Source organism: Vibrio sp. S457-15, assembly GCF_000960545.1.
GTDB lineage: Bacteria > Pseudomonadota > Gammaproteobacteria > Enterobacterales > Vibrionaceae > Vibrio > Vibrio parahaemolyticus.
Window position 1 is genome coordinate 232,567 of the sequence record NZ_JYOQ01000174.1, and the last position, 23,496, is coordinate 256,062.

Below are 23,496 nucleotides of genomic sequence, written 5' to 3' on the forward strand. Positions count from 1 at the left end.
AGCCGCGTGTTTCTGATGCTTAGAAAAAACTGATGGGTAGATAGAAATCCAGCTCAAACGCCTCATCATGGCTGAGGAAATGGTTTTTATGATAATGAACATAAGCGGGCGTGGAACGTTGCTTAAAGCCGGAGTTAGGCAACCACTTCTCTAATACCATACTCAGTTGAGGAAGAAGCTCACCATATACTCCCGTTAAGCGAAAAACGGCATGTAAACCACCCGGAATCGTCATTTGATTCACGACACCGCGTACTTTGAGCGGCTTATCAATCGCCATACAAGCCACATAACGACACTTGTCGAGCTCAACCCAAGCAGGGTTGGAGTGATGCAAACCATATTGAACCGAAAAGTCCCGATTCTCAGAACTTGCCCACGCTTTCAAAATCAGCCACGCATTGCGAATGGAACGGTTATAGCCCTCATGTCGAACATACGCCGCAAAGCGTTGTGGGACCTCCATAATTTTTGGTTCTGGCAACTCGCGTTTCGCAACCCGATGATAACCCGCTGCCACTTCCGGATCCTTCAAATACGGTTTTTCTGCGACTTGTAAATCATGCTTTCGCCACGCACCAGGTGACATAGCGAACGTCGCTTTAAACGCTCGGCTAAAAGAAGATACCGAGTTAAAGCCGCACTTGTTAGCAATGTCTAACACCGATGAGCCGGTATCAAACATCAGTTGATTGGCGGCGTATTCCATTCTCGTACGGCGGATATATTGGTGGATGGACTCCCCCACCACATCTTTAAAAATACGATGGAAGTGTTGTTCAGAATAGGCTGCAACATCCGCTAGCTCTTTAGCCGATAGCTCTCTGCTAATGTCCTGATGAATGTAAAACAGCACGTCATTGATTCTGGAAACTTGTTGATGGCTCACGAAGTAAACTTTCGCTCAAATAGCATAAACGGACATATTTAACAGCATAAACGGACACACCAAGCTTAGCAATTTACCTATACTATTTCTGACATAAAAAAGACAATTACGAGAAGCACAGCACATGGAAATCGCACAGTCATTACAACAAACTAAGTCATCCTACATTCGAGAGATCCTCGCCGCCGCGAGTGATAAGAACGTCATTTCGCTTGCAGGTGGCTTGCCGGACGAAAAAACCTTCCCGATCGACTTAATGAAACCGACGCTAGAAAACCTCGCGAACATGCCAGAGGTGTTTCAATACGGCGCAACAGCAGGCTACGCACCGCTACTTAACTTTTTGACCGATTATTACCAACTGCCAGAATCTCATTTGGCGATGATCACAACGGGTTCTCAGCAAGGGCTAGATTTGATTGCGCGTGCGTACGTGAATCCGGGCGATAAAGTGGTGATGGAAGCACCAAGCTACCTTGGTGCTATGCAAGTATTCGGTTTAGTGCAAGCCAACATCGTGACCGTTTCGCAAACCGAGTGTGGCCCAAACCTTGAAGAACTCGAGCAATGCTTTTCCACACAGCAACCAAAAATGTTCTACGCCGTGCCCGATTTTCACAACCCAACGGGCGTATGCTGGGCGCTAGAGACTCGCCAAAAAGTTGCCGAGCTTTGTATCCAATACGACGTTGCATTCATTGAAGACGCACCATACCGCGAGCTGCGTTTTTCTGGTGAAGCTCTGCCGCTGGTTTCGGATTTCTGCCCGCAGCACTCCATCGTGTTGCGTTCATTCTCCAAAATCGCCTCACCAGGCTTGCGTATTGGTGTGGTTACCGGCAAACGCAGTTACCTTGAGCCACTCATCAAAATCAAACAAGGTGCAGATCTGCACTCTAGTATTCCTATGCAAGCATTGCTGCATGGTCTACTTCAGCATGACAATTTCGAAACACACATTTCAACCATCTGCGCACTTTACAAATCGCGTTACGATGTCATGTTTGCTGAGCTGCAAAAACAGTTGCCAGAAAGTTGCGTGCTCAAACCTGTCGATGGTGGCATGTTTGTCTGGGTCGAAATTCCAGAATGCGACACGTTCGAACTTGCGAAAACTCTACTCGCAAACTGGGTTGCTGTGGTGCCAAGCCCGGTATTCTATCCGGAAGGTTCCAAGGTAAAAGCCGCTCTGCGTCTTAACTTTACCAATGCCACACCAGAAGAACTGACGACGGCTGTCACTCGACTTGCGGATGTACTTAACGCTTTGTAATTGAGTACCCCGCATTAGAACCTGCCTTTGAGATTCGAAAAAAGTCTCAAAGGCAGCATCAAAAAAGTTCCCCAAAAAAATTTATATTTTTCCTTCAAATCAACTCTCTACAGTAAGTGCCTGTTTTCTCTTGATCCTATCACTCATATAAAAATGAGAACCTAATCACGTATTTGATGGTTAGAAAAGTTACGTCTATCTTTCAGACAAAAGACATCAACTTCGCAGCATTAATGCTCTCAATTTCAGACACTTTACTCAGTCGTGGCTTAGCGATTGAAAAATCGACTAGAAAGCATCTGCGGGCATACCCACTACGAAGGATTGACCAAAACCATTCTGAATGTCGCGAGCCAGTCGCTTGATTGGCAATTACGTCAGTGAATCGCACCAAATGACAGAGGGGTTATCAGGATGAACACTCGAACCACGACAGGACTCGTCACCACTGGCTGGTCCGTTATCTTTTCACTTTTTACCGCATTCGCCGCGTATGCGAGTACGTCTCCAAACTGTAGTGACGTATTAGCGGGCAACACAACCGCCGTATCGCAAAAAATGATGGTCTTATTGGGCGAAGACATCACCAAATCCAACCGCATCACCACAGTGATTCCCGCCCAAAACAATCCATTTGTGACCGAAGAATTGGTCTCGGTTTCCAATGACGTATCGCCCAATGGACGTTTGCCACAAAAGACATTGGAAGAGATCCGAAAAGTACGCTCAGATTTAGAAAAAGCCGCACAGGAAGTAAGCCGATTACAGGGCACTTTTGAAGTCGCGTTCGTTAGCTTGATTGATGGCTACTGCCAGTTCTCGAATCACGAACTTACTCAGCATGCCAAAATCGACTTTGACCATTTGGAAGGTCTAACGCTGTATTCAATCCCAGCGCTGTTGGCAATGGTGGATCAATCGTACGCGATGGCTGAAAACCGCATAGCAAACGAGCAAAACCAATTGAGCAACATTGAAAGAGAAAAACAGAGGCAGAAACAGCAAGCAAGTGCTGCGGCAGCCGCTCGTTACCAAGACGGTAACGTGTTGGTGAAAGTCGAGAATTTTGATGGTTCTAACGTGATGTTTTCCGTCACAAACGTAGGTTCTCAAGGTTCATTACAGCCAAACTTCAACACTTTTAGCGCCTATCGCACCGAAAGTGGAGAGTTGGTCTATAAGTCAGAATCTTTACTGCATCTGGCTGATACGGCAGGCAACACGCTGCAAACTATGGGCATTGCCGAGCTTTCATCCAAAGGTGGAAACAGCTTGTCGATCTCTCCAGGAGAAACTCGAAAATTCGTCACCAGTATTGCTTCAAAAGTCGCGCCACACGCGCAATTAAGCTTAGAGTTTCCGGCCAAAGTACTCAATACAGAGCAAGATTTCACGCTGTCGTTTTCCGACTCTATCGCGGTAGCAACAGCCAATGTGAATTAACGGCGAGAGAGAACATAACGAACAAGCCAATGTTTGTTGAGCGCATCAAAGACAGGCGAGCGACGCCTGTCTTTCAGTTATGAGCAAGCAAATCGCTACTGTTTGCACTTGTATGCGTTTGCAAACATCGTCACTGACGTAGAAAAGCTTAACGGTTGGTATAAATACAAGGTATCTGCGCCTAAATCTGCCGCCTTGATGCGCATTTGGTTTAGCGTACCCCAAACCATGTCTTTATCTGCGTGAAGCCAGTAGTCGTAAAAGTGCCCTTCTGAGCCGATCACGGTCCCCATTAGTTCACAGTTTTCAATCGCATTCACATTATCCCAAAGCACCTGTACTTGCTCAGATTCTTGAGTTGGGAACGTCACACACCCCGTTAATGATGCCGCTAACGCGAGACACATCACTCGCTTTTTCATATTCATATCGCCGAAAATTTTTATAGATGGCGGATTTTATGAGTTGCTTATGCGATGACCAACAAAATATTTCTATCGCGCGTTCAAGTAGAGCTAATGGACAACGGAAAAAACCAAAAAGTGCCCACGCATCTAACGAGTAAAAACCTCGCAATCACAGACCTAGCAATAAAACCGTATCTGAGATAAAACAGTAACGATTAATTACACACGAGGGATAGAGTTTTGGTTGCTAAGAATAAGCTAACTCGCTACACAGCTACGGAAGTCGCTGATGCATTTGAAAAAGAAGATGAGCTCATTAAACAAGTTCAATCCAACCAACTCTCGCAAGTGCTATTACTTTGGCAAGTAAAAAGCCCGACGCTCGTGCTTCCCGCGGGCAAGAAATGGCCAGTGTCTAATGAATTGGAACATGCGTTAAATACGTCTGGCTGGAAGCTCTTTTCTCGTAAAACCGGTGGTGCACCAGTCCCTCAGGTACCGGGTATTATTAATCTATCCCATATCTATCACTGGCCAGAAGGTGAGCCTTACAACATCAAAAAAGCGTATCTCGATTTATGTGCGATATTAACGGTTTTCTTTGAACAGCTAGGCGTGAAAGTGGATGTTCATGCTACGCCTTATTCCTACTGCGATGGCGAGTATAACCTCAACATTGGCGGGCAAAAAGTCGTGGGAACCGCGCAGCGTGTTTTGCTTAAAAAAAGCGGCGGACAAGTGGTATTGTCACAAGCATGCATTCTGATTGATGCCGACGTCGAGAAGATTGTCGAACCAGTACGATTATGTAATCACCTTTGTGGTCATGACGATGATATTCGTGGTGATGTCCACACACCGCTCTTCCATCATATATCCGACCGCCCATCGGTAGATTCACTCTTTCAGCAATTGACGAGTGCGTTTTTAACGCATGCAAAAGCTGAGTAATGAAAGGAGCAAGCCTCACCCTTGCTCCGAACAGCTTCTAGCTATTGGATATAGTCATTTCGTTCGCTGCCTTTCTCCGAGAAGTATTCGATAAACTCAAACTGCATGCCGTGACAGCGATGCAAGCATGCTCATCACCAACGTAAAACCATTCAATCGATCGGCCAAACCAGGTATCAGTTTTGTCTGCCAAAAAGAAATGAGATCCAGTTCAAACATTTATCCATGACGGAATTAGTTGAAGCCCACGCGTAAAAGCCTCAGAATGTCGCACTTTTCGCACCGATTTGTTTTCGGCGCGTTGTTATCTAACTCTACAATTGAGAATCATACATATGGGTTTTACCTCGTTAGGTCTATCTGCTCCAATCCTTAAAGCTATTCAAGAGAAAGGCTACGACACCCCTTCGCCAATTCAGGCAAAAGCAATTCCTGCTATTTTGGAAGGGAAAGACGTAATGGCAGCAGCGCAGACTGGTACAGGTAAAACTGCAGGCTTTACGCTACCGATTCTTGAGCGTTTATCGAACGGCCCTCGCGTTCGTGCTAACCAAGTTCGTGCACTTATCCTGACGCCAACGCGTGAACTTGCGGCTCAGGTGCAAGAAAACGTGTTTATGTACGGCCGTCATCTTCCACTAAGCAGTGCGGTTGTTTTTGGTGGTGTGAAGATCAACCCGCAAATGCTGCGTCTTCGCAAAGGTGCGGATGTGTTGGTTGCGACACCAGGCCGCCTGATGGATTTGTACAACCAAAATGCGGTGAAGTTCGACCAACTAGAAGTTCTTGTGCTGGATGAAGCAGACCGCATGTTGGATATGGGCTTTATCCGTGACATTCGTAAGATCCTAGCTCTGCTACCAAAACAACGTCAGAACCTACTTTTCTCTGCGACTTTCTCGGATGAAATCCGCGACCTTGCGAAAGGCTTGGTGAACAACCCGGTTGAGATTTCAGTGAACCCGGCAAACTCGACGGCGAGAACAGTTGAGCAAAGCATCTACCCAGCAGACGTGAAGAAGAAAGCTCCGATGTTGGTTAAATTGATCAAAGACGGCGATTGGAAGCAAGTGCTGGTGTTTACGAAAACGAAACACGGCGCAAACCGCCTGGCGAAGTTCCTTATAGAACAAAACCTACCGGCTGCTGCCATCCACGGCAACAAGAGCCAAGGTGCGCGTACCAAAGCACTGGCGGATTTCAAATCGGGTGAAATTCGTGTGTTGGTCGCGACGGACATTGCTGCGCGCGGTATCGATATTCCGCAATTGCCGCAAGTGGTGAACTTTGAGCTACCTAAAGTGGCAGAAGACTACGTTCACCGTATTGGTCGTACTGGCCGCGCGGGCGAAGTAGGTAAAGCGATTTCACTCGTGTGTGCGCTAGAAGCATCTGAGTTGTTTGCGATTGAACGTTTGATTCAAGAAGTACTACCACGTAAAGAGCTGGAAGGTTTTGCGCCAACCAATGTGGTGCCAGAATCTAAACTGGATACGCGCCCAATCAAACCGAAAAAACCTAAGAAGCCGAAAAAACCAAAAACGCCAAATGCTGCAAGTGAAAACGCTCCAGCAACCGAAAAGAAAACAGGCAATGGTGCAAACAAACCTAAGCGTCGCTTCAACGGTGGTAACAACGGCAACAAAAACAGCACCAACCAAGGCGGTGCGGGCAAGCCTAAAGGCAACCGTGAAGGCCAAGGTCGTGCAAACAGTAAACCAGATGACCGCAAACCTAACGGCAACAAGCCGAATGGCAATAAACCGAGTGGAAATAAACCAAACGGTAATAAGAGTGGCAACGCTGGTAAACCGTCTGGTAACCGCAAGCCAAACAATGCTAAGCCTGCAGGAAACAAACCATCAGGCCAGCGTCGTAAGCCTCGTCCACAGGCCGCAAACTAATCTGCAAACAGCCCCGATAGCAAATACAACAAAGCCGCTGATAATCTCAGCGGCTTTGTCTTTCTTAGAACACCGTTTTTAGAACACAGCTTTGTTAAAACAGCCTACATTAAAGGTGTGATTCGAATATCTGCGATTTGCGCTTCGTTCTTTTCACCCTCAATACCACCAGCGTAGATGTAGGTTTCATTCGATGTGAGGTAACTCATATTGAAGTGGTCCTTCAGCACGATCTGATAGGTTTTCCCCTGCTCCAACGCTACTTCAATTGGCGTTGAGTAACGCATACCTTGGTTTTCACCAATATGGCCCATCTGCAAGTAACCTTGGCCAACCACTTTACCTGCATCATCCAATACCTCTAACAATTTCACGGTGTTCGTGATGCCGGTATTAAGTTGTCCTAGGTTATTGTTGTACCAAGCATCGAACTGGTAAGTGCCCGTTACAGGCGCTGTAAACGACTCTGCACCTTTTACGATGCCGCTGTCTTTGCTCACCGTAACTACCGATACATTGTCTTTGAGTGGCTGATATTCGCCATCAAGTTTGATGCGGATCTCTTCACCGACACAAACCGGTTGGCTTGGGTTAGAACGGAAGCCTTTATCGTTAATGCTTTCAGCCAAATAACAAGCAAAACCTGTTGGCGTATCGGAATAAGATTGAGCAATCACGTTCTTTTGAATCAGCTCGCCATTGCGATACAAGTTCACGTTGTACTTGCTCGTCACGTCAATCGAAACCGAATTATCAACGCTTTTTACCACCAATGTTGGCTCTTGCGGAGAATAAACGCGACTGTCTTCACTCACATACGGTTTCACCCCAGAAACTAAAGTAATGCTGCTATCTACATTCACAAGCGCGCCCAGTGTCACGTGGAAATGCCCCTCTTCGTCCATCGTGACATTTTCAACTGGGTAGTAACCTGTTTCATCTTTGCTTACTTCAGGCAAATCAATGGTTACCGAGTAGTTCTTTCCTTTAAAGGCAAAGTTTTCCAACGTGATTTGTTCAGACTGAGCCAACAACTTATTGCGCACCCAACTTGTGATAAATGGCTTCACTTCCAACTTACCTGTTTCGGTATGGATGCCAAATAGGGTCTCTACCACCATGTTCAAGTAGCCACCCACAGACCAAAGCTGACGCTGAGAGTTAATCACTGGGCCATCCAAGCTCGGATCTTCGCCATGATCACTATGGATGATGAATGACTTACCAGAAAGCCACTCTAAGTTTTCCATGTTGGATAAATTGGTTGCCGTACCACGAACCAACGATTGAATGGCATTGTTCACTGCTGCCACGTTTTGTGTTTGATGCGCGGCGCGCAAGCTGTACGCGGTAACAAATGGCCAAATTGCGCGGTTATGGTACACAGGCACGTCCGGTTGTTGAGGGAAGTAAACCGGCACGCCAAACTCACTGTGTGGGTAATTGGCCATGATTTGTTTCGCCTGCGCATCACTTGCCACACCACTGATGATCGCAAGTGCTTCGCCCAACATGTCATATTTGTCGACCGCGATGTCTTTGCCATTATCAAACAAATAACTCACGTACATACCGCGTGCAGCATTCCAAAACTGATCGTTGATAGCGGTTTTTAGCTGTGCAGCCCACTCGGTGTATTTGACCGCGTTGGTTGAATCGTACTTCTCTGCCAACTTAGCCGCGAGCTGAATCGCGCGGTAGTGAACCACGTTTGTCGATAACGCTTTGCTGTTACCAATCGCGTTGACATCGTTTGGCGTCCACGTTGAATACGTTTGCTCACGCCAATCGAGGAAGGATTGCTCACCAGTGTATAAACCAGATTTCGCATCAAAAGCCGCTAGGCGATCGGCTTCAAGTGTATTACTGATCGCTTTGTAAGCACGCTCGGCAAACTGGTTGTACTCTTCTCCATCCAATGCCGAAAGTAAGCGTTCTGCACCAAGCGCCCAAGTCGTGCGGTCGGTACTGATTGGCCAGCTGCCGCCAGTGCCCGTATCTTGCACAATCTGCTCGCCATCGTATTGCTGATCGGTCGTATCGCGGAAAGCGGACAATTTGAAATTCAAACCATTTTGCACGCGAGTTGGATTCATCAATGCAAGCGAAAGGTCTGCTGCGTACGCCAAATCACGCGTCCACACGTAATGCCACTTCGCGCCCGTCTCAAAAACTTCCGCTTTGATTGGGTTGTTGTAGTTGTAATTGCCGTCTTTGATTTCAGATACCGCAAGCTGGTCTAGCTCTTTCATCGTCAACGCAAACAACGCGTCAAACGTGACATCACCCGACACCACTCGCGGCCCTGTTTGCTCATTAATCACTAAGCCTTGGTCGAGCGCATCACGCAATTCTGTCGTCGTTGAAATACCAAATTCACGCAGCTCAGCTTTAGGATCTTTCACCGAAAAAATCACGGTATCACTCGAGTCATCGTAATTGGCGAACAGTTTCACTTCTTTATCCTGATGCCCTTCATGCACCATTGCAGGGTCGAGAATCGCATCAGAGTAGTATTTTTCCGCTTCTTCTTGCGTTGCTTTCGTCACAGTCATTGTCGCGCGACTTTCATCGGCAAAGCTCACAGAAAACTTGTAATACCCTTTGTCTTCAAACGTGATCTCAGAGTTGCAATCATCGTTCATACACGCTTCATTCGTGTCCGGTTTTGGCAGGTACTCTTGAGCTTTATCGAACGCCGCGGGCTCCTCAAAATAGGTGTATTGGATCTGCCAACCCGGATCAGCAATCTTGAACTGATTGCTACCTCGAGCGACGCGCAGTACGGTTTCGTACTCGTTATTACCCAAATAGTTTAGCTTGGCATGCTCTGCCGTGCCCCAATCCCCATTTAAACCGCGTAAATATAAGTCGGCTGAAATAATTGGTTTGTCGACCGGCACAGGCGCATCAGAAGAATCTGATCCACATCCAGCAAGACCAATACAAGACGCGACAGCAAGCGCAATAAAACTCGGTTTCATGTTCATCCCTTAGATTGTTGTTTTGGCGACAGTCTAAAGAACACCCTTTTGAGGGGAAAATAGGAAGTCAGGAGCGAGCTATAGACAACATCTATACGTCAGACCCCAACAGTGATGTAGATCTATGAAATGCGCATAATTTCAATCAAATGAGATTACAGATTTGTGATTTATAAATGAAATTGTGCAAAATACCCCTCGTTCTTAGAGGGGAAAGAAAATGGACAAATCTCTGCAGCAATTTTTACTGGTTGCACGCTGCCAAAGCATCAGCGCTGCGGCAAGAATGGCAGGGTTAAGCCAGCCAACGGTAACAAGCAATTTAAAGAAGCTGGAAGAGAATCTCGGCGTGACGCTGTTTGAACGTCATCCTAATGGCATGGTGTTGACCGAATACGGACGCATCCTCTATCGCCATAGCAACGCGATGCAGCATGAATACAACCAAATGATGCAAAGCATTGATGAACGGAAACAGTACCAAGTCGGAAAAATTAAAATGGGTACTGGCGATGCGTGGTGGCCGCTGTTCGTCAAACAAGCACTCAATGAACATCTGACCAAGCAGCCATCGGCATCTACGCACGTCGAATTTGGCAACCACTTAGGCTTGATGGATTCATTAATCAACGAACAGATTGAATTCTTCATCGGCCACGAGATTGTCGGCTTGTCGTCTAAATGCGACGTTACGTTTATTCCGCTATTTCAAACGGGTGATGCCTATTTTGTTTCCCCAAACCATCCACTGCTAGGGAAAACCGTCACCGAAGAGATGCTGCACGAATACCCTGCTCTTTCGGTCACTTATGACGCAAAGAAATTCGCTCACGTCATCGACAACCCAATCCCGAAACAAAATGAACGCGAAAGGCAGCAACTGGATGACAGACCGACTTACGAAGTGGATTCTCTGCTCGCCAGTATTGATGTACTGAAAGAAAGCGTCGCGGTGATGTCTTATACCCGCCACCTGCAATCGTATTTGGAATCCTTTGGCTTACGATGCTTAACCATGGAAAACGAACCAAACCCTGGCACCGTCGGGATTTATCGCCACCGCCGAGAAACCTCTGAATCGCATCTAGATCTGATTGCTGGCATCACTCAGCGCGCTAAATTGCTCAACTAGAAAGTCCAAAAACAGGCGAACTCTTTTCGGTTGATATTGGCGGCTCTGATAAATGACATGCAGATCCGCTTCAGCGCCTTGCGAAAAGGCGCTGAAGTTTTTCATATACCCATCCAAAACCGTTACTAAACGTTGTTGTTTTAGGTCTTGCTGAATATCTAAAATCGATTTCAACGCAATCCCCGCACCGTCCAACGCCCATTGTCGAATTACTTCACCATCATCAGAAAATCGCTTTGGCGTGACCGTGATCGTTTGGTGAGACTCTTCATCTTTAAAGTGCCACGTTTTTAATTCTTCATTGCTGCGCACCATCGCTAAGCAGCGATGATCCGCGAGATCTTGTGGACAGTTTGGGACACCTTGCTTCGCCAAGTAATCAGGTGACGCGCACAGCACACGTTGACTCGACGCCAGCTTGCGCGAGATGAGATTACTGTCCGCTAACTCACCGTAACGAATCACCAAATCGAGCCCCGATTCAGCCAAGTTCGATAAATTGTCATTAAGATAAAGATAAGGCGTCACATCCGGATATTGCTCAGAAAAAGCCGACACCATCGGCGAAATAATTTGTTTGCCAATATCTCGTGGAGCTGAAATTTTCAACGTTCCGCGCACTTCCGAAATACCCGTTTGCAGTAAGTTTTCCGTCTCTTTCACGCTATCAATGATGTTCAGACAAGCTTGATGGTACATTGCCCCTGCGTCCGTGAGTGATACGTGGCGTGTGCTTCGGTTGAGCAGCTTTACGCCATAGCGTTCTTCTATCGCTTGCAGCCTTGCCGTTACCGTCGCCGGAGACAAACCTAACTCCCTTCCCGCCGCTGCCAGACCTTGATGTTTAACGATGCTGACAAACAACGTCATATCCGAAAACTTATCCATCTTCGCGCCCTTATTATTTGGAAAAACTGAACAATCAATTCAGATATTACCCAATTATCAAATTAAGTCGAATCCATATACTGACCCTATCGACATTGTTTAGACCCAGAACGTTATGTGACAGGGCAAAGTTAAACGCCGTAACGCTGTTCAACGCACAACAACACGCCCTGCCCAGCCAAGAGATAGGAAACAAAAATGAAACTGTACATTTATGAACATTGCCCCTTTAGCGCCCGCGTCCGTTTTGTTGCAGGCATGCTGAATATTCAGCTCGACGTCATCAACATTGCGTATGACGACGAGAGCACCACCACAAACATCATCGGCGCAAAACAAGTTCCTCTTTTGATCAAAGACGATGGTGAAGCCATGGCGGAAAGCTTAGACATCATCAACTACTTCCTTGAATTATCATCTTCCAACGAAAGCAGCCAACCCTCAACACCGGTTTTAGACTGGCAAAAACAAGCGTTTTTACCGCTACAAAAAGTCGGGTATCCGCGTTGGTCAAACATGACATTACCGGAATTTGCAACAGAAACCGCTAAACAAGCATGGCGTGCAAAAAAAGAAACCGAAGCGTTAAATTTTGAAGCTTTGATTAACGATACACCTGCGATTGCGAAAGAAGTCGCCGCTTTGATAGAACAAACCAAACCCTTGCTCAACCTAAGTTCAGAAAAGCAAACGTCACTGGTTGATCAAGCCATTATGTTTTCCATTCTACGCGGCTTTTTCAGTGCGCCCGAAGTGCAATGGGATCCAGCCGTACTTCATTGGATGGCAACCGCTCGTAAAGCGACCAACGTGCCAGTACTTATCTGAGGAGCGCAACATGAAACAAAGAACAAATAAGCTGTTTGAACCAGCTCAACTGAAAGCGTTGTCACTACAAAACCGTATTGTCATGGCACCAATGACTCGCGCACGCACCACTCAGCCGGGCAACATCCCGAATGAGATGATGGCAACGTATTATCAACAGCGCGCTTCTGCCGGGCTGATCATTTCCGAAGCCACACAAATTTCGGACGATTCTCAAGGCTACTCGTTCACCCCTGGCGTTTACACCGATGCGCAAGTGGCGGGCTGGCAAGGTGTGACCCAAGCGGTCAAATTACAAGGCGCAGCGATGTTTTGTCAGCTATGGCATGTGGGCAGAGTGTCTCACCCAACATTCCAAAATGGTGAACAGCCTATCGCACCATCTGCGCTCGCTCCGGTAGAGACGCAAGTTTGGATTGCAGATGAACAAGGCAACGGCAATATGGTCGATTGTGTTGAGCCTCGCGCAATGACACAAGCGGATATCAACCGAGTTGTCGGTGATTTCGCGAACGCAGCCAAGCGCGCCATTGAATCGGGTTTTGATGGTGTAGAAATCCACGGCGGGAATGGGTATCTGATCGATCAGTTCTTAAGAACCAACTCAAACCATCGAACAGACAACTACGGTGGTTCACGAGAAAATCGTATCCGTTTTCTTATCGAAGTAGTGGATGCAGTTATCGCCGCTGTTGGTGCGCATCGAGTTGGGGTGAGATTGGCACCATTCATTACGTTTAAAGATATGGACTGCCCAGATATCGTGCCAACGATCCTAGAGGCATCAAAACAGCTACAGGAGCGCGACATTGCCTACTTGCACTTGTCCGAGGCCGATTGGGCCGATGCACCAACGATTCCCGAGACGTTTCGAATCGAACTTAGAAAGCGCTTTCGCAACGCTATCATTGTCGCAGGTCGCTACGATCCTCAACGAGCAAACGAAGTGTTAGAGAAAGGCTACGCGGATCTTGTCGCATTCGGACGACCATTCGTAGCAAACCCAGACTTGGTCTCTCGATTGCAACATCACCATCCGTTGGCAGAACTCCATGGCTCAACGTTGTTTGGCGGAAACGAACGAGGCTACACCGATTACCCTGCTCTGCAACAGGAATGCGCAGAACAGGCCTAACAAAAAAAGCCCCAACCTAGCTGCTACGGTTGGGGCTGTCACCAAACTAAAATTGGTTTTAGCTAGCTTAATCTGGCTAAGAGTTAAATCACTTCTAACGCGCCGCAGCGCCAAGGTTCAATAACGACTTTGATGTGATCATTTGGCGTCATTAACTGTCTAAACGCGTCTTCGACACCGTCTATTCCCACTTTGGCGGTGAGCATTTTCTGCCACGGCACCTTATGTTCAGCAATCGCTTGAAGGCATTGCTCAAACTCGTGCGGTAGGTAGTAGTAAGAAAATCTCAAATCGAGTTCTTTTACTGTTGCGTACGCGTAGTTAATGATTGCAGGTGTCGTATGGATACCGGAGATCACGATTTGTGCTTGAGCAGGTGCGTGACGAGTAATGTGTAGATCGGAGCCACAAATGCCACAGGCTAGGCTGCGAACCAGCACTTGTCCTGCTGCGGGTTTTGGTACCTCCACTTGCTGCAGGCGGACACTGCCGTCCTGCATCACGATACTGTTCATCTGTTGCATGGGGTTACTCCGCTTGCTCGTCACTCAGGCCAGCAATCGCACCCGGTTTGATGTAGCGTGCAGTACAGCCTTGTGCTTTCGCTGTTGCAATAACAACTTGCTCAATCCAACCCGCGTCCATGATGTTGACGAAATTACCCTCGTCATCAAAGTTGATGTTTGCACCAGAAATCACCATGAAACCGTCTGCACCACCTGATTCTTCTGGGCAATGGAAGGTATGGATAGAACCGCCTGGCTCATAAAGATAGCTGCCCGCTGTTTGCGGTTGCTCTGGATATTCTACGTAGTGCCACATGCCACTCAGAGTATAGAAATGCACCACGCCAGTGTGGAAGTGCTTAGGTAGAGTGATGCCCGGTTTAAATTTAGCGCGAATCACCCAAGTGCCGTTTTCTGGGTCGAGAAACAGTGGGTAAACATCCACGCCTGGGAGCGCATCTTTGATGAGCGATTCTTCGTTGGTGTTAAGCGTTAAAAGGAAATCTTGATGCTGAATAACTTCTGGTAATGACATAACTTACATCCTCGCTATTGCTGTAATGTGGCGTACTCGCCTATCCCATGAGTGGGTATTTGAAATTCTCGAAGCCGTCAGACGCACTGACAGTGCAGCCGTTAATACAGTTGGCTTTCTCGCTGACCAAAAATGTCACCACATTGGCGATCTCTTCTGGTTGAGTGAAGGTTTGGCGCATCTGCTCTTTGCGGATGTGATTCCACAGGCCGATTTCGTCGTATTGCCTTAACATTGCGGTATCCACACGTCCTGGTGCGACGGCGCAGACACGGATACCAAGCGGTGCTAGCTCCAACGCAGCGCATTTGGTCATCATATCGACCGCCGCTTTGCTGACGTTGTAGCTAAAGGTCATCTCGGCTGCCATTTGCGCGTAAACAGAAGATGTATTGAGGATCACGCCCGGTGTGCCTTGTGCTTGGAATTGTCGCCCAGCAGCGAGAATGCCGTAGTAAACACCGTTTTGGTTGACCTTAGTGATGGGTTCAAAGTCGGCGATTGGGTCGTGGTCTAGCAGAGGTTTCGGTGCGCCGATGCCCGCGTTGTTGATCATGATATCGAGCGAGCCAAACTGTTCGACCGCGCACTTCACCATAGCTTCAACTTGTTGGTAATCGGTGACGTCCGCGACAAAGGTTCCCAACGGCTTTGAGTCAAAACTTGTGTACATTTGCAGTGATTGTTCTGAAATATCGACAGCAAGCACTTTGGCTCCTTGCTCTCTCAGCTTCGCAATGATGGCTTGGCCAATTCCACCAGCCGCCCCAGTCACAATGGCCGTTTTATTGATAAGTTCCATACTGCTTCTCATCCATGCGTTGTTGTTATCAAAATGTAACTTAAATCAACTAACTGATACTCACTTGACCTTTTGCGAAGTAAATTTGATATATTGCGATTTACAACTTATTAACATTTAAGAATCGAGACATGTATATCGTACGAAGTGGCGCTGCCGATAAATTTGATAGTTTGGTTTCCGAACTAGGGCAAAATCCGGTTGAGATTATGGCAGCCGTCGGGCTGTCTGCGGCGCAATTTCGCGACCCCGATACCTATCTCGCTTATCCAAGGTTGGCTGAATTGCTGGAGGAAGCGGCTGCTCGTTGTCAACAACCGCTGTTTGGTGCGTTACTCGCCGAGCGCCAAAACCTGCAAAGTTTGGGCGATTTGCCGATGTTGGTTTCTCGCGCAGAAACGGTCGGTGATGCCTTGGCGCGGGTGAATGATTTTCTCTATCTGCATTCGTCAGGGGTCACTCTCAACATGACGCCACAAGATGATTGGGTACGGTTGTCGCTCAGTATTGATGTGCACAGCGAACGCGGTATCGCACAGTTGATGCAGTTGAGTGTATCGCATCTGGCGATGTTTATTGCCAGTCTGCTTGATATTGAAGCGAGCCACTTCTCTTTACACCTCACCCAACACGCAAGCTTCGAGGCAGAACAGAGCGAATTTGCCCAGCAGAACAAACTGCGTTTCGGTGATAAGTTTGACGGTATCCTACTTAAAGCGACTCTGCTCAACGCTAAGAACCACCAAGATGAAGACGCACTAGAGCGCCATTTTCAACAGCACCTCAAAGAGCTTCAAACCCGTTACCCCAACAATCTCAGTGACCAAGCGGCAAACATGATTGGTCGTTTGCTCTCAACCGGAGAATGCGGCGTTGAGCGCGTTGCAAGAGCATTGGACCTGCATCCGAGAATGCTGCAAAGCAAGCTGAAACAGCAGGGCACAAGTTATCGACAGCTATTGCAGCAAGTGCGTCAGGATTTCGCTGAGCAGCGTTTAAGTGAGAATATTCAGAGTATTACCGATATCGCGTTGCAACTGGGCTATGCAGAAACTGCGGTCTTCAGCCGCCACTTTCGTCGCTGGACGGGAAAATCGCCAAGGCAATGGCGGTTAGATAAAATGGCGGCTAGATAAGCAGAGTTAAACGGGTGAGCAGACCATGTTTTGTTGGCGATTCTTGAGGCTTTTCTCGCTTAAAAAGCCACTCCCCTTTCTTTGCAGAGAATGACTGGTTAAAATGCAGAAAATTGTGCACTAACTGGATTAAACATGGCGAAACTTACCCTTCAAGAACAAATGCTAAAAGCGGGCTTAGTTAACGAGAAAAAACTAAAGAAAGCGAAAAAAGGCTCAAAGAAATCACGCGTTCAAGCACGCGAAGTTAAAGCGGCGGTTGAAGAGAGTAAACGCCAGCAGGTAGAGCGAGACAAACAGCTAAGCCAACAACAAAACGCAGAGCGTCTAAGCAAAGAGATCAAAGCGCAAATCAATCAACTGATTGAGATGAACAAGATCGACCTAAAAGATGGCGACATCAAATACAACTTCACGCACGGTACACTAGTGAAATCACTTTATGTAGATTCACTTATCCGCGAACAGCTGATCAAAGGCATTTTGGCTATTGCTATTGTCGGTGAAAGCTACGTTGTCATTCCGCGCGGAGTAGCGAATAAAATTGCTCAACGTGATGAATCCGTCATCATCGAACAGAAAGAAGCAGAATCTGATATTCCGGCAGAAGACGATCCATACGCAGATTTCGTCGTTCCAGATGATTTGATGTGGTAAACAACCAGCAACACATAAACTAAAGAAAAGAGCCGCTGATTTAACATCAAGCGGCTCTTTTTTATAGAAAGAATGTGTGACAGAAACAATGTACGTCTTTTCATTGCTTGCTGATCAGCAAGTTCACACCAGAGACAGTCAAAAAGAGTGAACACCCGCGATTGAAACGTTTCGCCATTTTCGGGTTTGAAAACCAGTGTCTTAAGTACAAACCAAAGATTGCGTAGATTGAAATGGCGACCATTTCTAAAATCAAAAACGTTGAGCCAAGTGCAAAGAACTGCTCTTGAACGTTGGCATTAGCATCAACAAATTGCGGTAAGAAAGCAGTAAAGATAAGAATCGCTTTCGGGTTGCCAGCGGCAAGCGTAAATTCTTGTTTCGCAAGTCCTGCGTAGTTGCGCGAGTTGTCCAAATCAGAGATCGGACTAGACTCTGAACGCCAAAGGTTAAATGCAATCCAAAGTAGATACAGCGCCCCTACCAGCTTTATTGCCAAAAATAACATTTCTGACGTATACAAAATCACGGCCAAGCCAGATGCCGACAACGCAATCATTGCTGAAAAAGCGGCAATTCTGCCTAAACTGGCTACAAACGCGGCCCTAAATCCGTAGCAGCGGGCGTTGTTCATTGCCAATAAATTGTTTGGGCCTGGAGCCATATTGAGAGCGAAGCAAGCAGGAATAAAAAGGAGAAGCTTCCAAATATCCATAATAAAATGGTCTTAGTGAGTTATTTTGGTTAGTACCCTAACATCTGCCATTAAAGTGAGTAAACCACAAACCAATCTTAAAGCAACTCGGCGTCAAATCGTGCCGTGCGAGCTTGAACTAACGTGCAGTTCGTTTCTGCCATCAACTCCGCTAAGGTGATGTTTGGGTTTTGTCTCACCAAACGTATCAACTTCACGTCCAAAGGTTCCAACTTGTCTTGGTGAGCGAGTAGAGCTTGCTCGATCTTGTTGATCGCAAAGCGCATCACCTCTGCCTCTTCGCTTTTAAGATGACCTAAAAACGCTTTTACATCCAAAGCCTCGCCTGAAATCTGCCAGTTACGAGATCGCCTAATTCGCTTAAGATCGCACAGTTTTTCTGCTGCGAGTGTTTTCGCTCGCTTGGCATGGTCGCCCCCAATACGGTGAATCAAGGATGGGAGTGAAATCGTAATCTTCGTCTCTTTCACCGCCTTTTCTTTCATCGTCTTAACCCTCAACCACCGACACATTCTCTCCAACCCAAGTGAGTAGCTGTTTGGCGGCTTTGGAGAGCACCTGATTTTGGCGCACAATGTAGCCGAAATCGGTGTTTGGAAAACTAGGCAAAGGCGTGACTTCTCGGGAAAGCATTAACCTCGGATCAAGAGAGAAATCCGGCACAATGGCGGTCCCAAATCCTGCTTCTGCCCAGTCGATTTGTGCTTCCACACTGCCCACTTCCATCACGCGATGCTTAGGCAGATTTAACTCAGGTAAAGACGCATCTATCAGCTCACGGGTTCGCGTGTCGTGCCCTAGCAGAATCAACGTCTGGCTCTCTTTTCGATTGTCCTGCCACTCAAAAATGTTATCGCCAAACGCACACCAGTGAATTTGCGTGAGAGGCGTAAAATGCAGCGGTTGACTCTCTTTTTGTGCGATAACAAAGCCGATATCGGCACGCGCACTTTTCACCAAATCCACCGCTTGAGAAGACGTGGTATTGAACAATGCCAAATCGATACCCGGGTATTCACTTTTGAATTGCTGAAATGGTTTGATAAGCAGTAAACGTGAAACAATATCGCTCGCCGCAATAGAAAGCGTCCCCTGCGTAAGATCGTTGATGGCATTGAGATCCGACTGACAAATTTGCAGCTCATTAAGCATCCGCTGCGCCGTAGCTAACAAACGCTTCCCCGCTTGCGTCAACTGCACAGGGTTTCGCTCAATCAGTTTAGTGCGCGTGGCCTGCTCCAACTGCTTGATATGCAAACTTACGTTCGGCTGCGTCATGTGCAGTTCCGTCGCTGTTTTACCAAAGTGTTTTACTTCTGCAAGAGTTACGAAGGTTCGCAGCCAGTTCAAATCTAACATTGCCAATTCCGATATGAGATTCTTATCAAGTTAATGAGTATAATTAATTTCTCTTATTATGGCGAACACCTTAAGATTTTTGCATCTGTTTTTGGAGATTAAATTATGTCGTCTATCGTTGTTGTGGGTGCAAACTGGGGTGATGAAGGCAAAGGCCGCATCGTTGACTTTTTGGCAGAGCAAGCTTCTGCGAGCATTCGTTTCCAAGGTGGTAACAACGCGGGTCACACCGTGGTTAACGACCTAGGTACGTTCAAGCTGCACCAGCTTCCAAGTGGCGTATTCAACCCAGACTGTTTGGCAGTGTTAGGTCCGGGTATGGTTATCAGCCCTGCGTTGCTGTCTCAGGAGATTGCGGAAGTTGAAGAAGCGGGCGTAAAAGTGAATATGTGCATCTCTGATCGCGCAACACTATGTCTACCTCTACACGCACTAGAAGATACGCTAGAAGAACAGCGTTTAGGCGACAAAGCATACGGTTCAACTCGCCAAGGTATTGCACCTGCGTACGGTGACCGCGTAATGAAGAAAGGCATCCTAGTTGGTTGGTTGAAGCAACCAGAAGTATTGGTTGAACGCCTTCAATTCATGATGGATTGGAAACTGCCGCAACTGCGTGCGCTTTACCCGACGTTCGAGTTCGAACAAACCGCTGAAGAAATGGCGAACTGGTTGCTAGAAGTGTCTGCACCTTGGCGCGATTCAATTTGCAACGTAACGCTTCCTCTAAAAGAGCTACAAGCAAAAGACAAAACACTGTTGTTCGAAGCACAGCTTGGCGCGGGTCGTGACCTTGTTTACGGTGAGTACCCTTGGACAACATCTTCTAACGTTGTATCAATGTACGCGGGTATCGGTAGTGGCCTTCCGGCACTTCGTCCTGAACGCGTTATTGCGGTTGCAAAAGCATTCAGCTCATCAGTAGGTACTGGTACGTTGATCACTGCAATGGAAGAGCAAGATGCTTTCCGCGAACTTGCAGGCGAGTTCGGTGCAACTACAGGTCGTCCACGCGATATGGGTTACTTCGACGCAGTAGCTACGAAGAACGGCGTTGAACTGCAAGCAGCAACTGAAATTGCGCTAACGAAAGTAGACTGTTTGACAGGCCTTAACGATCTAAAAATCTGTGTTGGCTACGAAGGCGACCACAGCGAAAACCCAATCTGGCCTCAAACTGCAGCACTAGCACCAATCTACGAGAAAATGGAAAGCTGGAGCGAAGACATCACAGGTTGTCGTAAGTTTGAAGAGCTACCAGTAGCAGCACAGAAATACGTTCTACGCATTGAGGAACTGATGGGCGTACCAGTAAAAATGGTCTCTGTTGGTCCAGGTCGTGAACAAATGATTATGCGATAAGATGTGCGATACCAACTCTGACTGGTATCGCACATCATTGGCAAGCGGCTTATCTGTTCCGGGGTAAAGCCGCTTTTTTTTGCGCTATGTTTGCAGGCCATTTAATCTTCTAAAAGCTTAACTCCTATCCTCCTTCCCTTTACATCTCTTAGCAAAACACGCCCTCACTTCTTACTTACAGATCCATCACTGGTATTTCGTTCAATATTGAACAGGTTGCTGGTACATCTCACTTGTTAAAGAAGCACGTTAATTAGGTTAACTGGTTGATTTGATATTCTTTAAGTGATTAGTTGATCACGATTTTCATCTGCAATTTGTTGAGCTTGTGCTCAAAAATTCTCCCGTTCTGTTTTTAGGATAGAGGTTGTTCCCCAACCAACATCTAACCTAAAAGCAGGTGATTCCCATGACAAAAAATCTTTTCCGCCTCAGTACGATTACCCTTGGTTTGTGCCTCAGTTCTTTGTCGTTCGCCCAATCCGATCTTCCTAATATCAAAATCCTCGCGACTGGCGGCACCATAGCTGGCGCAGGTCAATCTGCCACTGAGTCGAACTACACCGCAGGTAAAGTTGGCGTCGAATCATTAATTTCTGCTGTGCCGAGCATGACCAACATTGCGGATATTTCTGGTGAGCAAGTCGTCAGCATCGGCTCTCAAGACATGAACGATGAGGTATGGCTGAAGTTAGCGAAAAGGGTTAACGAGCTGCTCGCTCAAGATGATGTTGACGGTATCGTCATCACCCACGGTACGGATACATTGGAAGAAACCGCATACTTCCTTGATTTAACGGTGAAGAGCGACAAGCCCGTTGTGATCGTGGGCGCGATGCGACCATCCACCGCCATGAGTGCCGATGGCCCGGTCAATTTATACAATGCTGTTGTTACTGCAACCGATGAGGACTCAAAAGGCCGCGGCGTGCTAGTGGCAATGAATGACACTATTTTCGATGCGCGAGATGTAACGAAGACCAACACCACCTCGGTAAGTACGTTCCAATCTCCAAACTTCGGCCCTCTTGGCTACATTCACAACAGCGATGCAAAGTACCAAAGAAGCCCTGAACGTAAACACACCACAGAAACCCCATTCGATGTATCAAAACTCAACACACTACCTAAAGTAGGCATTGTTTATAACTATGCGAATGCGTCGAGCTTGCCAGTCAAAGCCTTTGTTGATGCCAAGTTTGACGGTATTGTGAGTGCTGGTGTGGGTAATGGTAACTTGTACCACACGGTCTTTGATGAGCTAGAAAAAGCGAGCAAAGATGGCATTGTTGTCGTCAGAAGCTCTCGCACGCCAACTGGCTCAACGACTTTGGACGCAGAAATTGATGATGATAAATACGGCTTTGTTGCATCAGGCACGCTAAACCCACAAAAAGCACGTATTTTGCTGATGTTGTCACTCACGCAAACGAAGAACTATCAAGACGTTCAGAAGATGTTCCAGTACTACTAAGGAACAATTATATAAGCTGATAATTGATAACCAGTAATACGTAAAGAGGAGGTTGATAGCAACCTCCTCTCATCCAAGTGACTAGCCGAACAAACGGCGTTTCATTCCGGCTCTCTCAAGAATGCGCGTTGAAATTTCTTCTACCGACAATGACGACGTGTTGATGTAAGGAATCGCTTCTCTTCTGAATAAAGCTTCAACCGTGTCCAACTCCAACTTGCATTGCTCTTCACTGGCATAGTCGCTGCCCGACAGGCGATTCTCACGAATCTCATTCAAACGTTCAGGCGTAATGGTTAAGCCAAACAGTTTGTGGCGATGCACCTCGAACTCTGGCAACAAACGCATCATCTTGACGTCTTCGGCAATAAACGGGTAGTTCACCACGCGCAAGCCAAACTGCATCGCCATGTACAAACTGGTTGGTGTTTTGCCGCTGCGCGATACACCAAGCAGAATGATATCCGCCTGTTCCAAGCCTTTCAGTGTAATGCCATCGTCGTGAGCCAAGGTGTATTCGATCGCCGCAATACGGTCAAAATAGGTATCGGAATCTTTCCCTACACTGCGAGAGCGCTGCAACTTCGGGGCGGGAGCCATCTGAATGTCGTCTTGCACCTTTTGTACAATGCTTTCAAGCACATCGTAGCTGTATGCCGGTGCTTCTAGCAGCATTTCGCGTACACCAGGCACCACAATCGAGAAAAACACCAACGGTTTAACGCCGTTGCGTTGGTAGGATGTTTCAATTTCTTTAACAACATCCGCAACTTTGTCTTGGCTTTCCACAAAAGGAAAGGTTTTTTCATTAGGAATGAAAGGAAATTGACCAAGAACAACATGGCCTAATGTCTCACATGTTATTGCCGTACCGTCAGAAACATAGAACACATCACGACTTTGGTTATTTATTTGCATTTCTGTTTAATTTTTCAAAATCTTTTGAGTAGGATGGTAAACATAATATTAATAAACCAGTTTGGCTTTCAGTTAGGTTCCCCACAGCTTTTAAAATTCGTCAGAATTTTTTTGAGCCAGAACGTAATCGTTTGCCTTTGACATCAATTGAGACAAATACTTTGTTTGGATTGATTTAAGTCCCCCTACTAAGCTGCA

Annotated in this window: 22 protein-coding genes; 11 read left to right on the top strand and 11 right to left on the bottom strand. The window is 46.9% G+C overall.

Features of this window, described 5'->3' with window-relative positions:
* Nucleotides 1-19: 19 nt before the first annotated feature.
* On the bottom strand, nucleotides 20-889 hold the full coding sequence (locus tag UF05_RS18400; protein ID WP_045546249.1) for an AraC family transcriptional regulator: 870 nt from the start codon (nucleotides 887-889) through the stop codon (nucleotides 20-22).
* Between the two features lie 124 nt (nucleotides 890-1,013).
* Between UF05_RS18400 and UF05_RS18405 the strand changes: the two genes are divergently transcribed.
* Together UF05_RS18405 and UF05_RS18410 are read left to right on the top strand one after the other, a co-directional pair.
* A complete protein-coding gene (locus UF05_RS18405; protein WP_024703080.1) occupies nucleotides 1,014-2,162 on the top strand; it encodes an aminotransferase-like domain-containing protein in 1,149 nt (382 codons plus the stop codon).
* A 414-nt stretch (nucleotides 2,163-2,576) separates the two neighbouring features.
* Nucleotides 2,577-3,605 (top strand): hypothetical protein, encoded by a 1,029-nt coding sequence (locus tag UF05_RS18410; protein WP_045546250.1) that lies wholly within the window; start codon nucleotides 2,577-2,579, stop codon nucleotides 3,603-3,605.
* A 95-nt stretch (nucleotides 3,606-3,700) separates the two neighbouring features.
* Here UF05_RS18410 and UF05_RS18415 read toward each other — a convergent pair whose 3' ends face one another.
* Nucleotides 3,701-4,027, bottom strand: coding sequence for a DUF4156 domain-containing protein (locus tag UF05_RS18415; protein ID WP_020834976.1), 327 nt, complete (start codon nucleotides 4,025-4,027; stop codon nucleotides 3,701-3,703).
* 225 nt (nucleotides 4,028-4,252) lie between these two features.
* Between UF05_RS18415 and UF05_RS18420 the strand changes: the two genes are divergently transcribed.
* Both UF05_RS18420 and UF05_RS18425 read left to right on the top strand, forming a co-directional pair.
* Nucleotides 4,253-4,963, top strand: coding sequence for a lipoate--protein ligase family protein (locus UF05_RS18420; protein ID WP_045546251.1), 711 nt, complete (start codon nucleotides 4,253-4,255; stop codon nucleotides 4,961-4,963).
* A gap of 335 nt (nucleotides 4,964-5,298) precedes the next feature.
* Nucleotides 5,299-6,867: a DEAD/DEAH box helicase gene (locus tag UF05_RS18425; RefSeq protein ID WP_020841843.1), complete on the top strand. Its 1,569-nt coding sequence runs from the start codon at nucleotides 5,299-5,301 to the stop codon at nucleotides 6,865-6,867.
* Nucleotides 6,868-6,971: 104 nt separating this feature from the next.
* On the opposite strand, the gene UF05_RS18430 is transcribed toward UF05_RS18425, so the two are convergent.
* Complete coding sequence (locus tag UF05_RS18430; protein ID WP_045546252.1) at nucleotides 6,972-9,851, bottom strand: MGH1-like glycoside hydrolase domain-containing protein; 2,880 nt, start codon at nucleotides 9,849-9,851, stop codon at nucleotides 6,972-6,974.
* 220 nt (nucleotides 9,852-10,071) lie between these two features.
* Between UF05_RS18430 and UF05_RS18435 the strand changes: the two genes are divergently transcribed.
* Nucleotides 10,072-10,983 carry a LysR family transcriptional regulator gene (locus tag UF05_RS18435; protein WP_021484462.1) on the top strand — a complete coding sequence of 304 codons (912 nt, stop codon included), beginning with the start codon at nucleotides 10,072-10,074 and terminating at the stop codon, nucleotides 10,981-10,983.
* Here the strand turns inward: UF05_RS18435 and UF05_RS18440 are convergent.
* Nucleotides 10,936-11,871, bottom strand: a complete 936-nt coding sequence (locus UF05_RS18440) for a LysR family transcriptional regulator (protein ID WP_021821394.1) — start codon at nucleotides 11,869-11,871, stop codon at nucleotides 10,936-10,938. The genes UF05_RS18435 and UF05_RS18440 overlap by 48 nt on opposite strands.
* 198 nt (nucleotides 11,872-12,069) lie before the next feature.
* On the opposite strand from UF05_RS18440, the gene grxB reads away from it, so the two are divergent.
* Together grxB and UF05_RS18450 are read left to right on the top strand one after the other, a co-directional pair.
* The gene (gene grxB, locus UF05_RS18445; protein ID WP_045546253.1) at nucleotides 12,070-12,699 is read left to right on the top strand and encodes a glutaredoxin 2; all 630 of its coding nucleotides are present in this window, start codon (nucleotides 12,070-12,072) and stop codon (nucleotides 12,697-12,699) included.
* 10 nt (nucleotides 12,700-12,709) lie between these two features.
* Nucleotides 12,710-13,834 (top strand): alkene reductase, encoded by a 1,125-nt coding sequence (locus tag UF05_RS18450; protein ID WP_045546254.1) that lies wholly within the window; start codon nucleotides 12,710-12,712, stop codon nucleotides 13,832-13,834.
* A gap of 83 nt (nucleotides 13,835-13,917) precedes the next feature.
* Here the strand turns inward: UF05_RS18450 and UF05_RS18455 are convergent, their stop codons facing one another.
* Genes UF05_RS18455 through UF05_RS18465 form a run of 3 tightly spaced genes read right to left on the bottom strand, consistent with a single transcriptional unit; the run spans nucleotide 13,918 to nucleotide 15,677 of the window.
* Nucleotides 13,918-14,358 carry an alcohol dehydrogenase catalytic domain-containing protein gene (locus tag UF05_RS18455; protein ID WP_045546255.1) on the bottom strand — a complete coding sequence of 147 codons (441 nt, stop codon included), beginning with the start codon at nucleotides 14,356-14,358 and terminating at the stop codon, nucleotides 13,918-13,920.
* 4 nt (nucleotides 14,359-14,362) lie between these two features.
* Nucleotides 14,363-14,875: a 2,4'-dihydroxyacetophenone dioxygenase family protein gene (locus tag UF05_RS18460; protein ID WP_045546256.1), complete on the bottom strand. Its 513-nt coding sequence runs from the start codon at nucleotides 14,873-14,875 to the stop codon at nucleotides 14,363-14,365.
* Between the two features lie 40 nt (nucleotides 14,876-14,915).
* Entirely contained in the window at nucleotides 14,916-15,677 is a 762-nt protein-coding gene (locus tag UF05_RS18465) for an SDR family NAD(P)-dependent oxidoreductase (RefSeq protein WP_045546257.1), read from the bottom strand.
* Nucleotides 15,678-15,808: 131 nt separating this feature from the next.
* Here UF05_RS18465 and UF05_RS18470 point away from each other — a divergent pair, with 131 nt between their 5' ends.
* Both UF05_RS18470 and UF05_RS18475 read left to right on the top strand, forming a co-directional pair.
* Entirely contained in the window at nucleotides 15,809-16,813 is a 1,005-nt protein-coding gene (locus UF05_RS18470; protein WP_045546258.1) for an AraC family transcriptional regulator, read from the top strand.
* Nucleotides 16,814-16,948: 135 nt separating this feature from the next.
* Entirely contained in the window at nucleotides 16,949-17,470 is a 522-nt protein-coding gene (locus tag UF05_RS18475; protein WP_005464126.1) for a DUF2058 domain-containing protein, read from the top strand.
* A gap of 100 nt (nucleotides 17,471-17,570) precedes the next feature.
* Here the strand turns inward: UF05_RS18475 and UF05_RS18480 are convergent, their stop codons facing one another.
* From UF05_RS18480 to UF05_RS18490, 3 genes are all read right to left on the bottom strand, one after another.
* Nucleotides 17,571-18,185 carry a LysE family translocator gene (locus tag UF05_RS18480; RefSeq protein WP_005464091.1) on the bottom strand — a complete coding sequence of 205 codons (615 nt, stop codon included), beginning with the start codon at nucleotides 18,183-18,185 and terminating at the stop codon, nucleotides 17,571-17,573.
* Nucleotides 18,186-18,262: 77 nt separating this feature from the next.
* Entirely contained in the window at nucleotides 18,263-18,670 is a 408-nt protein-coding gene (locus tag UF05_RS18485; protein ID WP_443083244.1) for a ribosome recycling factor family protein, read from the bottom strand.
* Nucleotides 18,671-18,674: 4 nt separating this feature from the next.
* Nucleotides 18,675-19,544, bottom strand: a complete 870-nt coding sequence (locus tag UF05_RS18490) for a LysR family transcriptional regulator (protein WP_045546259.1) — start codon at nucleotides 19,542-19,544, stop codon at nucleotides 18,675-18,677.
* 105 nt (nucleotides 19,545-19,649) lie between these two features.
* On the opposite strand from UF05_RS18490, the gene UF05_RS18495 reads away from it, so the two are divergent.
* Nucleotides 19,650-20,906, top strand: coding sequence for an adenylosuccinate synthase (locus UF05_RS18495; protein WP_005464135.1), 1,257 nt, complete (start codon nucleotides 19,650-19,652; stop codon nucleotides 20,904-20,906).
* A gap of 409 nt (nucleotides 20,907-21,315) precedes the next feature.
* Entirely contained in the window at nucleotides 21,316-22,380 is a 1,065-nt protein-coding gene (gene ansB / locus UF05_RS18500) for an L-asparaginase 2 (protein WP_029802691.1), read from the top strand.
* A gap of 81 nt (nucleotides 22,381-22,461) precedes the next feature.
* Here ansB and ppsR read toward each other — a convergent pair whose 3' ends face one another.
* Nucleotides 22,462-23,298, bottom strand: a complete 837-nt coding sequence (gene ppsR / locus UF05_RS18505; RefSeq protein WP_005464081.1) for a posphoenolpyruvate synthetase regulatory kinase/phosphorylase PpsR — start codon at nucleotides 23,296-23,298, stop codon at nucleotides 22,462-22,464.
* Between the last annotated feature and the right edge of the window lie 198 nt (nucleotides 23,299-23,496).